The organism is Paenibacillus allorhizoplanae (genome assembly GCF_927798215.1).
In the GTDB taxonomy this organism is placed as follows: Bacteria; Bacillota; Bacilli; order Paenibacillales; family NBRC-103111; genus Paenibacillus_E; species Paenibacillus_E allorhizoplanae.
In genome coordinates this window covers 1-12,489 of record NZ_CAKMMW010000007.1, presented here as the reverse complement: position 1 = coordinate 12,489, position 12,489 = coordinate 1, and the positions used below count along the sequence as shown (strand labels likewise).

Below are 12,489 nucleotides of genomic sequence, written 5' to 3'. Positions count from 1 at the left end.
TGGAACCATTCATTCTCCCACCCGCCTTGTTTCCGCACGAAGATTGGTAGTATGATAGGGAGATACTTAAATTAACCAGAGGTAAATTAAATAATGAAGATCAAAGATTGGGACATTAATTTAAAAATCCGCCTCGGCGGAGAAACCGCTTTTAACGTTATTTTTTGGGCTTTCTTTCCGTTCTTATCTATCTACTTCGCCAATTCGTTCGGTAAAGGTTGGACGGGTATTCTTCTGGTCTTATCGCAGGCGCTTTCTGTGTTCGGCAATTTGCTCGGCGGCTACAGCGCAGATCGGTTCGGACGCAAACGAATGATGGTGATCGCCGCTTTGGGACAAGCCGTCGGCTACGGAATCTTCGCACTGGCCGCTTCTCCTTGGCTGGCCATGCCCGTTATGAGCTTCATCGGCTTCAGCTTCGCTAGCTTTTGCGGCTCGTTGTATTGGCCTGCCAGCCAAGCAATGGTGGCGGATGTCGTGGATGAGGAGCATCGCTCGAGCGTGTTCGCCATCTTCTATACAACCGCGAACATGGCCGTCGTTGTAGGACCTTTACTCGGTTCCCTCCTCTATAAAGACAATCCGTATCTTGTGCTGGCCGCAGCTGCTGTAGTTTGCGTGTTACTCGCGCTCATGATGTCACGACGCTTACACGAAACGCTGCCGAAGCAGCTAGCGGATCGCCATCGCGCACAAGCTGACACCCCTTGGTACCATGCCATCGCGGTGCAGCTGCGCGACTACAAAATCATTGCCACGGACCGTGTATTCCTGCTGTTCGTTATCGCTGGCGTGCTGCTTTCGCAGACCTTCATGCAGCTGGATTTGCTTTTTCCTGTCTTCTTGGAAGAAACAATGCCGCTCACGACAATCTTCTCCTACCATGACTGGGATCTCCAGCTTACGGGTAAGCAGCTATTCGGCTTGATTGTTTCCGAGAATGGTTTATTCGTCGCCATTTTCACGGTCATCGTGACCAAATGGATGCTGATATATCGCGATCGTTATGTGTTCATCGGCGGTGCTCTTTTCTACGCGCTAGGCATGGTGATGTTCTGCCAGATGTCTACCTTCTGGGGATTAACCATCGCGATAGCCGTCTTCACGCTTGCCGAGCTCATGTCCGCAGGACCACAGCAAGCCTTCGTGTCCAGACTGGCGCCGGACCATATCCGCGGCCAATATTTTGCTGCCTCTAGCTTGCGTTATACGCTCGGGCGCACCATAGCCCCACTATCGATTCCGATCAGCAGTTGGATCGGCTTTACCTGGACGTTCATCTTGTTGGCGGCACTAGCGGTTCTCTCCGCTGCGATCTACAACATGATGTTTAATCAGTATGATAAGCAGACTGCGCTGCAGTAGGCTAATGAGAAAAAGCACCCGTAAGGGTGCTTTTTCTCATTATTTTGCATGATTGCGGGTGAGAACTCCCCGTTAGGCCTCCACTCACCAAATAACTGGAAAATACGTAGTTAATTTCGGAGATTTCATCTTTAAATTCACTTTAACTGGAAAACATGCAGGTATTTTCGCGACAAATTCGCTTTTCGGCCGGAATGGGATAATTTAGATGTAGGAAATCCATCTAAATCTGTCTTACTACTCACATGCTACGCCGTCCCCGTCCCCATCCAGCTTCGCGCTGTAGCCTGGCTCGCCTTTCTTGATCTTGTAAGCTCCAGCTGCGTTGGCCTCCTTGCACGAGTTGTAAGTCGTGTTCGCTTTCGGCTGCAAGGTCGTCACTGGTTTCGGAGTTGTAGTTGACTTCGGTGATGCCGCAGCCCCCCCCTTCACCACACCTTCGTGATACCCATCCTCTTGCGCATAATTTTCTACGCTCCAGATGTTCAAAGCTTTCTGCTGTGCCTTCTTCTGAATTTCACGGAACTGATCGACATATTTCACGTTCGGCGGGTAAATATACGCAACTCGGGCATAGCCATTTTCGAGCAGGAGCTCATTGAACATTTTATCCCCAATATACAGATAACACAGCAATCGCCCATATTTATCCCGCTCCGACACATCCAATTCCAGCTGAACGTCTTGGCCTGTAAGCATCGTTTTGGCATAATTGGACGCTTCCAACGCAAAAGGCTGAACCGGCTTCTCGGGATCCACACTTTCTGGCGTATCTACAAGCAGTAGACGGATCGTTTCTTCTTTATCTTTGCCGCCGTCGGTAAAAGAGATCTTCATCGTGTCGCCATCAACGACCCGAACTACTTTTGCGGGAATTCGCTTATTTATCGTAGATTTATCCGTTCCCTTGACGGTTGCCTTGTTAGAAGCGGACGCAGCTGCGGAAGGTGTTGCAATACCAACATCTACTTGTGATGACGAACATGCCGACACCACCATGATAAGCAGCAAGAAAATGCCTGCACGGACAATTTGTTTTTTGACATAAAAGCTTAGGATTGCGTTTACCATTGCGTTGTAACCTCCATATGATGACTGTTCTAGTGGTCTACGATCTCGTATGTATGTTACCTATTATATCAGATTGCATGGTACACGCTCTGGTCAATTCGCAAAGAAAAAAGCACCCTCTTCGGTGCTTTTTCTCGTGACTAAGGCGTTCCGCTTCGAAACGAAAGCGCCAAATCCAACACATGCTCCGTTTCATTATAAGAACTGATGTCCATCTTCCGATTGCCGTCAAAATCAGCGACCATTGCACGTCGTTCCTTCCCTTGTGCCCAGGGTCCAAATTCGTTATCCAACGGCTGGAAATGGTTCTCACCCTCGTTCTGGAATACCCGCCAAATGCCCGTCTCCGCCGTATAGGCAATTAAATCACCTCGCCCGTCGCCATTCGTATCACCAACCAGCAGCTGGTCGCTATTTCCAAAGGAAACTCCGCCTGCCGTCTGCGGATCAGCGAACCCCCCTTGCCCTTGATGATACATAATGGATACCCGTTTCTCCTTATGCGAGACGCACAGGATATCATCATCTTTATCCGTTTCCTGCAATTGGGCTGTGAAAATTTCTGCATCCTCGGGCAGCTTCGTGTTTGACTCTGTATACGTCAACTGCTGATTTAATAGGTTAACTTGCACAAGTCCCTTGTCTCCTTTGGCAATTAAGCCCATGCCATGACTGGATCGGAGCGTGCGAACAGAAGAAAGTCCTATTGGTAAAGCACCGATTGTGCGGACTGGAAGGAACTGTCGCTTATCCGCTATAGCCACCCTCACATTCCCTGTTTCTGTGTTATACGCAAGCAGATCTTGCTTCCCATCACCATTAACATCGACGAGTAGGAGTGACTCATCGGGCATAAACGTTTCTCTTAACCATACTTGTGAAGCTTCCTGCTGGCGATTTCTCGGCATATCGTAATTCCCCGGAATTACCAGAACGCGATGCAGCTGGCGTACAACGACATCCGCATGTCCACGGCCTGTAACATCGCCAAGCATGACATTTTGCAGCTTCGTTCTTGGTGGCAGCATCACGCGATGCGCTGGTGTGAATGGAACGATATCATGCAGGGACATCCAGCGATAATCTAGCTTTTTGAAACCGGTAATCAATTTATGCAAGTAGGAGCCTGTGTCTCCCTCTTTATATTGATAGACGGGAATACCATCCTTCTCTTCTGGGTTCCCATTTGCGGCCATTACAGGCTCTAGGTGCGAGAATTCCAAAAACGGATGGAAGTAAAAGGAGGCTAGTCCATCATCCTTCGCTGCCTTCTCCAACATCCGGTCAACCGATGCAGCATCACTTATATAGCGATATGGCGCAGGGACATAGACGGAACCCAAACTATCTTGTCCGTACGTATTGATCGTATCATAGGTATTCATATCATCATGTGCGTTTTTGGCGTAGAGATCCGGTTGATACATAAGGCCGACGAAGGAACGAAACACTGCCTGTTGTTCATGGGTATCTTTATAGTGAGGGGACTCCCAGAACGCCGGATGTAAACCTGCTCCAGCAAAGGCAGCCAGGCTTTCTTTCATCCGTTCCGCCGCATACGACAGCTCTTGCGTTTCCGGTGCATCTTTAATGTTAAATTCTGAGCCTATTCCTGAATTTTGCTCGCCATCCGAGCGATACGTCTCGCCATATTGATGCCGGTACCCGTGCATACCCAATACGCCGCCTTGTTGCTCTGCCTGTTGGAGAAGCTTAATGAATGCGCTTACTATTTCGTCTGGATTTGGATCGTCGATCCCCTTTTCCTTCCAGACGCCGTCATCTTGCAAGCTCATCCTTCTTGGAATCACAGCAACATGAAAAGGCACGTGCTCAGACTCAATATAGGTCATGACGGCCCGCAATTTCCCTAGGCCTTCGAGCGTGTTGTAGTCGCCGCCAAGTCCGACATCCTCCAGTCGTATCATAGCATGACGCTTCCCTATATTCGGAGTGTCATTCATCTCTGTATTCAAAGGGATATACGCGGCAAGCCCAATGGTTGCAAGAACACCACCGACGATCCCTATTCCAATTTGCTGCCACAATTTACGTTTCACGCTAGCCTGCTCCCCCATTATGTAAAACGTAGATTATATCTATGATTTCGACATTTTTCTCCTAAATTATATATGAATCTATGATTTCTTACTATAAGAGTTTGAACAGAGGTCAAAATGTATTTTAAGTAATGTCTAGAGTGTGTGAAAACGCTTCGGAGAAATCGGACTATGTCGTTGATATCAGTCGAAACATAGCTCACCTGTTTCATTTCTAAGCAGTTGGGTAAGAATAATAGTAAATACAATCTCTTTACTTTCAGCTAATACTGCAATGACATACGCAACGTATGATGAAGATATCTTATTGTAACGGAGGCCTCCGACTATGATAGCCAAAATAGGTTTCGTATTTTTTTGTATAGTGTCCCTATCGGTTTTAGGTGTTGCTGCCAAAGAGAGTCAGCCCGATCAGCTTATGGATCAACGTACAGACAAACACATTGTTGGTCCGTACTCACCAGCCCTTTATGACTCCACCGAACAATTTGAGTATGAATTCGAATGGCAAAACGGGAAGATTATTGCGAATCCACAGTAAGTGAACATCTACATATACGTTAACTTGACTAGTTAACCCAAATAAACCCCCGACTCTCGCAGTCGGGGGTTGTACTAATTGAACTTAATTTTGTCCAGCTCATCTATAAAAGCTGATCTATTCGGATACTTCAACAGGAAATGACGAACTAGCTTCTCCGCGCGATCTCCCCCCTCCCCGACGCTGTTCAAGTTCGTTCAAGATTCTCTCTCTTACATCCTACCTGCAAGTCGTTTTTACTATACCTCCGTAGGCTCTATTTGCTTCTAAGTGCTTTTCGCGGCTTTCACTCACCACTCTTTTTACTCATCATCCCGTACTTCTTCCCCCACTCCCCCATACGCTCAAGGATCGGTATGAAGCTTCGTCCTGCTTCCGTCAGTGAGTATTCAACCTTCGGAGGAACTTCCTGATAGACTTTCCGATGAACCATATCATCCTTTTCTAACTCTCTCAACTGCGACGTCAGTATGCCCTTGGATACCCCTGGCACCAGTCGCTGCAGCTCACCGAATCTCCTCGTTTCCCTTAAATGCCATAGAATAAGGATTTTCCACTTCCCTGCAATGACATTTTGGGTGGCGGTAACGGGGCAGACTTCGATTTGTTCCTCTGGAATTTCCCCCTGAAATGTTGTCCGAGACATATGCAATCCCGCTCCTTCCTTGATGGTTCTATTTTTATGACTAGGTCATTTTTTAATTACTACTTACATATTTCGAGCTACTATAATAATATATGACTATGCCGAATTATCCAACAACATTTTATATAAATAGGAGGACGTCCATGATGTCAAAAATCATCGTTACCGCAGCAACAGGTGAATTAGGGAAATTAGTCGTCAAGCATTTATTAGCAAGAGTTCCAGCAAGCGAGATTGCTGTTAGTGTTCGTAACACAGAAAAAGCCGCTGAATTTGCAGAGCTAGGCATTGAAGTTCGATATGGTGATTGGGATGATCCAGCCTCACTGGAGCAAGCTTATGCGGATGCATCTAAGCTTTTGCTGATTTCTTCCCCACAAGATGAGTCGATCAGTCGTGTTCGTAAACATGTTAGCGCAATTGAAGCCGCCAAAAAAGCAGGCGTTCCCCACATTGTCTACACGAGTTTCGCCTTTGCGGATGTCGATGCTTTCGCCCCTTTGGCTAACGTACATCTAGCAACCGAATTCGCGCTGAAGGCATCAGGCATTCCAACAACAATCCTGCGCAATACGTGGTATCAGGAGCTTTATGTTAATCCAAGCTTGCAGGGTTACATCGATACCGGCAGCATTATAAATTCTGCAGGTACTGGGAAAATTAATACAGTAACACGTGATGACTTAGCGTTGGCTACTGCAACTGTTCTTGCCGAAGAAGGACATCAAGGCCAAGTCTACGAATTAGCGTCATCCGAGTCATGGAGCTTCGAGCAATTAGCAGACATTTTATCTCACATATCCGGCAAAAAAGTAACTCACCAATCCGTCTCTGATGCTGACTCCTTCCAAGGTATGGTTCAGGCTGGACTGCCTGAAGGTCTCGCCCAGTTCCTAGTTGCCATTGACAGGAAGATGGCCGCAGGAACAGAAGGACACACATCCCTAGACCTTGAGAAGCTCATCGGGAAAAAACCGACTTCCATTCATGAAAGTATTGCGCTATTATTCAATAAATAATCCTTATATTAACTCAACAAAGAGGTGAACCTCATGCAAGTTGAAATTTGGTCGGACTTTGCTTGTCCGTTCTGTTACATGGGCAAACGCCGCTTTGAGCAGGCCCTCGCGGAGTTTGCACACCGCGATCAGGTTGAAGTTGTCTATCGCAGCTTCGAGCTAGACCGTCACGCACCCAAAAGCGTCCCGCATGACGTCTATGATATGCTCTCTTCCCGGTACGGCATGAGCCGTCAGGAAGCTATTGCTATGAATGAGAAGATGCGTCAGCAAGCGGCGGTAGAAGGGCTCGACTTTCAATTCGACAGCCTCGTGCTGACGAACACATTCGATGCTCATCGTTTACGGCTTTTTGCTGAGACACAAGGCAAAGGCGCCGCTGTATCCGAGTTGTTATTCCGCGCCTATTTCACGGAATCCACAAACATCAGCGACCACAGTATCCTTGCGGACATCGCTGCAGCCGTGGGAATCGACCGGGAAGAAGCTTTGTCCGTTCTCGCGAGTGATCAGTTCGCCCAGTCGGTGCGGACCGAAGAAGAGAATAGCAGCCGCATGGGAATCCGCGGCGTTCCGTATTATGTCATTAACGGCAAGCATGCCATATCCGGGGCTCAAGCAAGCGGCGTTTACTTAAATGCTATGCAACAGCTCTGGGATGCCGAGCAGCCGAAACAGGTTGCAGCGCCAGCCAACGATGAGGCTTGTTTGGACGGTACATGCGTTATCCCAAGCAAATCGTAATATCGGCGTTTGCACTCATGACAAAGAAGAAGCACCCTCGCGGGTGCTTCTTCTACTTTTATGTTCATTCGCGTACTCACGAGCGCGCTTCCAGAATCAACTTCACTTTATTCAAGTCCTTTTGGTTAGCCCTTTTCATCATCAATGACATAAACGGAGAAAATAACGTGAAAAAACCTGCCGGATTCCCTTTGTTGCGTAAAGTCATCCGCGTGGTACGACTACTACCCACTGAATCCCACGTATACGTTGTTTCCATGGGAAAAGGTCCGTTGGCGGTACGCATCACAAGTTTATGACCACGACTAAACTCCGTGACTTCATACACATAGGCTAGTTGTCTACCTAGGAAATTGGCTTTAAAAGCAATTTTCGACCCTACCTGGAGAGGTTTAGATGTTTGCCATTCGGCCGATTTAATATTCACATACCATTCCGGTGCTCTATCTGGGTTAGCCGCATATTCCGATACTTGCTCACGAGGACAATTGATTAATATTTCGCTGAAAACATCAACCAAATTGACCACCTCCATTTCAATGTAAAAAGCACGCCAACCATCAGCGCGCTTCTTCACTCAATTAAGCCAATAATTTCGCTATCGGCTCCCAATAATTCGTTTGCCAACCTGCTGCAAGATGCTCGCCTTGCTCTTCTGGGAAGGCAGAATGGTCAATTATTAGCAACGTTTCCGACCCTTTCTCCTGAAGCTCGAATTTGACTAGCGAATAGACACCTTCCGGCCAATTCGCCACACGCCAAGCTTGTACAACACGTTTGTTCGGTACAAGCTCAATGTTACGGCCGAGAATCATGCCGCCGAAGCAGGAGAAAGTCCCGCCTTCTTCTGTGCTAATCTCCGTGGGAGCACCGCCGCTAGCTTTGCTGAATTGCTCGCTACTCGTAAGGATTTCATAAATACGTGCAGGGCCAGCTGTAAATGTTACTTCTTGACGAATCGTTCCACTCATCATTACGTACCTCCACAATTTCAAATTAGTGTAGTCATTTATATGGTATTCCAATGTTTAATGCATTGCTTGCTCTGACCACGGATCGATACCCGGATCTTGGCCTTGTGCAATAGCTTGAATACGAGGCAAATAATGTGTCCATCCTTGTACATGTGAAGCAACTTCGGTTGCTGGCAAATCATAATGCGTCAATTCCAAAAGCGTCCCGTTATCTTTCGGCGTCAGTTTAAATTCAACCGTACTGGCCCCCGGCGGAACCACCTTCGATTTTTCCCAGCCCCACGTCATCACGATTTTCTCGTTCGGAATCAATTCCTTATATTCCCCCATCGCAATGTCGCTGCCATTCACATCAATACGATACTTGCCCCCGATACTCGGATCAAGCAGTACGTGGCGTCCCATCCAACGAACTAATTTCTCAGGATCCGTAAAAAAAGAAAACAATGTCTCCGGTCGGCATTCAATATAAATTTCTTTCTTAATCGTGTCACTGCTACTCATTAGCGTCATGTTTTCTCCTTTCCTCCTCTTCTGCTGCTTCTTTCAATCGCATTAAGCTGTCATCCCAGAAGCTCTCGATATACTGCATAAGCTCCGCAAACCCTTCCCTCCTTATTCCATAAAATCGTTTGGTACCGTCTCGTCTCACTACAACGAGTCCTGCTTCTTCGAGCACCTTCAGGTGCTGTGATATGGCTGGTGCTGATACGTCAAAATGTGACGCAATCGCGCTGGAGGTCAGCTCTCCATCACGGACAAGATGTAAAATATCTCTGCGCCTAGGCTCCGTTATCGCTTGAATGGCTTTATCTATCATGACATTAATTTAGCACACACTTAATTAAGTGTCAACTTAATTAAGTGGTTGTAGTGTTTCCTCATTTGATATATTCTGTACATAAGTTCAAATACGAAATCGAGGAGTCATACCAATGTCGACAGTGATCGGTACGAAAGAAAATCCATGGCCATTAAAAACGCCCCCACAAACCTCCGAATATGAGATGTATAAAGACGAAAAAGATGGCAAGGCTATCCTTGTTTGCACAGTAGGCAAAACCGTTTTGCATTACGACTACCGTTGCATTAATGACTTACAAGAGATGCTCAAACAGCATGGAGATTGGATCGAGCTAGGCAGCGCTGATGAGCAGAAGCCCGCCAAAGAAGGCACGGTTGAAGCTTGGGGGCGTTCTCCTGAAAACCCCATTGGAGGTTGGTATGGGTTGAAGAAAGGTTTCCGCGGCAGATTCGGCATGTATGTCCCCCCATTAATGGAGGCACTTGGTCTTGCAGAAGTCGAACACAATCCAAGAAATAATCGGATGCGGGCGTTATAAAATATGCAGTAACCACTCCGTCATGAAGAAAAGAGCCTGTCACTTTACTTACAAGTGACAGGCTCTTTCTGATCGTTTAGTGGCTTTCAACCATAATGTTCGTATTTTTCCTATCTAACTTCAAAGAGTACATATCGAGATCCGCTGCATGTAGTAAATCATCCAACGTTCGCGCATCGTCAGGATACACAGCCGTCCCGATCGATACGGATATTTCCAAATTGAACTCTCGCGAAGCTAGCTTTAATTCATTCTGAATATGACTGATCAGTACTTCTTTCTTGGACGCATCCGTAGACGTCGATAGGATCAGAAATTCATCCCCCGCCCACCGTGCGGCTAAATCTTTTTTCTGTAAATTGAGCAGTAAGACATTCGCGATACGCTGCAGAACTTGATCACCGATCTTGTGACCGCGAGAATCGTTAATTAATTTGAAGTTATCGACATCGATAAAATATAAAATCAACTGCCCTTGTCTGCGCTCCACCGAAGTAGTGAGCTTAGGAAAGGCTTCGAGGATGAATCTTCTGTTATACAGTGTTGTAAGGTTATCTTTCTCTGAGAGGAACTTCAATCGATCATACTGCGTGCCTAGCACCCAGCTTGCCAATAAAATCAATATGCCAGCGACAGGGAACTGAAGAGAAGGAAAATTATAATACATCGTACCGTAGGTTCTTAAGGCTACAATCGTGACTAAAACGACCGAAATTATAACGATTCGTCCCGAATAATTCATCCCAAATCACCATCATTTAATTTATGTCTATCTAGGTCTATAGTGACACACTTGTTCCATACATTTCAAGGAATATTTGGTTTGTGCAGTCGAATCGACTCGAAAATGATCGTTAGCAAAAATTCGAAGCAAACCACTTCAATTTTATGGTAAAGTAGTGGTATTCGACAATTTTTTTGAGAACATCCAAAAACTTCTAACAGTCAGATGAGGTTCAAAATGGATCTACTTCTAGATATGAAAACCATCCTGTTGACACTGGTCATCGGCCACCTATTTACAGCCGTGTTCATAATCGCCTACTGGCGTCAGCATAAGAACGAAAGTACAATCAGATACTTTTTCTATGCAAAATGCTTACAAGCCACTGCGTGGGTGATCTTAATTGTCCGTGACGGTCTATCGGATCCACTTACAATCTCTCTTGTGAACTCCTCACTTTTTATCGGTTATGCCTTTGAAACCATTTCCGTGCTGAAAATTCAGAATATCCTGAGCAAGTTGACGCGTAACCTGTATATTGCTTTGACAATTTTCAACATTGTGGGCTTCCATTCCATCCTTCTTTTCGACAACGTAGAGAAGCTCAGAATTTCCTTTGTTTCTATGGGTATAGCTACGGGCCTTCTCATACCCGCATACAAAATGATTCAAAAACGAGCTGCTTCCATGGTGACCCATGTGCTAGGCTATCTATACCTTACAGTCTTGGTATTTCTTCTGATTCGAACCGTTAGTGCCGTATTCTTCGAAACGTTGATCAGCTTTTATCATATGAACGGTAATCAGACCATGGTCCTACTCGGCCAATATTTCGTCATGATTGCGGGAAATACGGGATTCATTCTCTTGATGAAAGAACAAACCGACCAAGCACTTATTCGGCTGGCCAATTATGACGATTTGACTGGTACGCTGAACCGCAGGACGTTCATCACACGTACCAATCAATACATTACTTCTTACGCGAAAATGCAGAAACCAATCACCTTGCTGCTATTTGATATTGATAATTTCAAGTCCATCAATGATACATTCGGTCATGATACGGGCGATCAAGTGCTCGTCGACCTCACGACACGAATGAAGGAGCAGCTCGGCGCTGATGATCTTTTCGCCAGATACGGCGGTGACGAATTTGCCATCATCGTACCTGGCATGGATGAGCGAGATTCCTCGCTTTATTCTGAGAAGCTTAGACAGGCTGCAGAAGGTGCGCTAGTTCCTGGATTACAGCTTTCCTATACCATTAGTTTAGGAGTTCTCACGGTCATACCGGATGAACGGACACATCTTGAGGAGCTTTACTCCACGTGTGACAAGGCCCTATACCAGGCCAAAAGGAACGGTCGAAACGGTGTATACCGTGGGGCTGTAGATAAACAATTGGTACATGCTTAGCAATTTTCATGTAAGTAGGCTGTCGCTATGATGCGGCGGCCTTTTGTATTTTCTCGTTCACCTCTGACTATCTGAACACGGATTGTGACAAACTACCAAACAATCCCTATTTCAAACGTATCGACGACAATTTTCCTGATACTTTTCAACCTATTCTTGTTAATTTAATGCTAAGTCGCAAAAAAACCTCACAGAGAGTAGGTAGGTAGAATGATTTCTCTAAATGATAAGCCCATGTATCTAGCACATTTCGCAAAGTTAATCCAGATGGATGAACATCGGCTATTTCGTATATGTAAGGGGATCGAAGAGAACGGGTATCAATTAAACCGAAACGAACATGGACATATCGATCTAACGGAGAAAGATATTACGGTCGTGTTGAGTTTCTGTTTGTGAAGGTAGGGAAAGACGCCACGGGTAAGAGTTATGCACTTTCTATCGAACGAGATTTCAGACGGCGTTGGTGTATTAACTGGAAAACTGCAACTAGAATAAAAAGTGGACACCTCGTTAACAGATTTAAGATAATAGATACAACGAGGAGGTGTTCACAATGGGTGAACAACGGCAAAGGTACAAT

14 protein-coding genes are annotated in these 12,489 nt (G+C 46.0%); 6 read left to right on the top strand and 8 right to left on the bottom strand.

What is annotated here, in order from left to right:
• Nucleotides 1-93 precede the first annotated feature (93 nt).
• Entirely contained in the window at nucleotides 94-1,365 is a 1,272-nt protein-coding gene (locus tag L6I86_RS13645) for an MDR family MFS transporter (protein WP_236287847.1), read from the top strand.
• 237 nt (nucleotides 1,366-1,602) lie between these two features.
• On the opposite strand, the gene L6I86_RS13640 is transcribed toward L6I86_RS13645, so the two are convergent.
• Complete coding sequence (locus tag L6I86_RS13640) at nucleotides 1,603-2,436, bottom strand: thermonuclease family protein (protein ID WP_236287845.1); 834 nt, start codon at nucleotides 2,434-2,436, stop codon at nucleotides 1,603-1,605.
• Nucleotides 2,437-2,576: 140 nt separating this feature from the next.
• Nucleotides 2,577-4,496: a DUF2334 domain-containing protein gene (locus L6I86_RS13635; RefSeq protein WP_236287843.1), complete on the bottom strand. Its 1,920-nt coding sequence runs from the start codon at nucleotides 4,494-4,496 to the stop codon at nucleotides 2,577-2,579.
• Between the two features lie 328 nt (nucleotides 4,497-4,824).
• Here L6I86_RS13635 and L6I86_RS13630 point away from each other — a divergent pair, with 328 nt between their 5' ends.
• Nucleotides 4,825-5,037, top strand: a complete 213-nt coding sequence (locus L6I86_RS13630) for a hypothetical protein (RefSeq protein ID WP_236287841.1) — start codon at nucleotides 4,825-4,827, stop codon at nucleotides 5,035-5,037.
• Nucleotides 5,038-5,323: 286 nt separating this feature from the next.
• On the opposite strand, the gene L6I86_RS13625 is transcribed toward L6I86_RS13630, so the two are convergent.
• On the bottom strand, nucleotides 5,324-5,683 hold the full coding sequence (locus L6I86_RS13625) for a winged helix-turn-helix transcriptional regulator (RefSeq protein WP_056611105.1): 360 nt from the start codon (nucleotides 5,681-5,683) through the stop codon (nucleotides 5,324-5,326).
• 146 nt (nucleotides 5,684-5,829) lie between these two features.
• Between L6I86_RS13625 and L6I86_RS13620 the strand changes: the two genes are divergently transcribed.
• Together L6I86_RS13620 and L6I86_RS13615 are read left to right on the top strand one after the other, a co-directional pair.
• Nucleotides 5,830-6,702 carry an SDR family oxidoreductase gene (locus L6I86_RS13620; protein ID WP_236287839.1) on the top strand — a complete coding sequence of 291 codons (873 nt, stop codon included), beginning with the start codon at nucleotides 5,830-5,832 and terminating at the stop codon, nucleotides 6,700-6,702.
• 33 nt (nucleotides 6,703-6,735) lie between these two features.
• On the top strand, nucleotides 6,736-7,446 hold the full coding sequence (locus L6I86_RS13615; protein WP_276574856.1) for a DsbA family oxidoreductase: 711 nt from the start codon (nucleotides 6,736-6,738) through the stop codon (nucleotides 7,444-7,446).
• 76 nt (nucleotides 7,447-7,522) lie between these two features.
• Here the strand turns inward: L6I86_RS13615 and L6I86_RS13610 are convergent, their stop codons facing one another.
• Genes L6I86_RS13610 through L6I86_RS13595 form a run of 4 tightly spaced genes read right to left on the bottom strand, consistent with a single transcriptional unit; the run spans nucleotide 7,523 to nucleotide 9,240 of the window.
• On the bottom strand, nucleotides 7,523-8,023 hold the full coding sequence (locus L6I86_RS13610; RefSeq protein ID WP_236287837.1) for an SRPBCC family protein: 501 nt from the start codon (nucleotides 8,021-8,023) through the stop codon (nucleotides 7,523-7,525).
• Between the two features lie 4 nt (nucleotides 8,024-8,027).
• The gene (locus tag L6I86_RS13605; protein WP_236287835.1) at nucleotides 8,028-8,417 is read right to left on the bottom strand and encodes an SRPBCC family protein; all 390 of its coding nucleotides are present in this window, start codon (nucleotides 8,415-8,417) and stop codon (nucleotides 8,028-8,030) included.
• 57 nt (nucleotides 8,418-8,474) lie between these two features.
• Entirely contained in the window at nucleotides 8,475-8,933 is a 459-nt protein-coding gene (locus L6I86_RS13600) for an SRPBCC family protein (protein ID WP_236287833.1), read from the bottom strand.
• A complete protein-coding gene (locus L6I86_RS13595) occupies nucleotides 8,917-9,240 on the bottom strand; it encodes an ArsR/SmtB family transcription factor (RefSeq protein ID WP_236287831.1) in 324 nt (107 codons plus the stop codon). The genes L6I86_RS13600 and L6I86_RS13595 overlap by 17 nt, the downstream gene beginning before the upstream one ends.
• A 115-nt stretch (nucleotides 9,241-9,355) precedes the next feature.
• Between L6I86_RS13595 and L6I86_RS13590 the strand changes: the two genes are divergently transcribed.
• Nucleotides 9,356-9,763 carry a DUF6855 family protein gene (locus tag L6I86_RS13590; RefSeq protein WP_236287829.1) on the top strand — a complete coding sequence of 136 codons (408 nt, stop codon included), beginning with the start codon at nucleotides 9,356-9,358 and terminating at the stop codon, nucleotides 9,761-9,763.
• Nucleotides 9,764-9,839: 76 nt separating this feature from the next.
• On the opposite strand, the gene L6I86_RS13585 is transcribed toward L6I86_RS13590, so the two are convergent.
• A complete protein-coding gene (locus L6I86_RS13585) occupies nucleotides 9,840-10,505 on the bottom strand; it encodes a GGDEF domain-containing protein (RefSeq protein WP_236287827.1) in 666 nt (221 codons plus the stop codon).
• Nucleotides 10,506-10,724: 219 nt separating this feature from the next.
• On the opposite strand from L6I86_RS13585, the gene L6I86_RS13580 reads away from it, so the two are divergent.
• Entirely contained in the window at nucleotides 10,725-11,906 is a 1,182-nt protein-coding gene (locus L6I86_RS13580; RefSeq protein ID WP_236287825.1) for a GGDEF domain-containing protein, read from the top strand.
• Nucleotides 11,907-12,489: the final 583 nt, after the last annotated feature.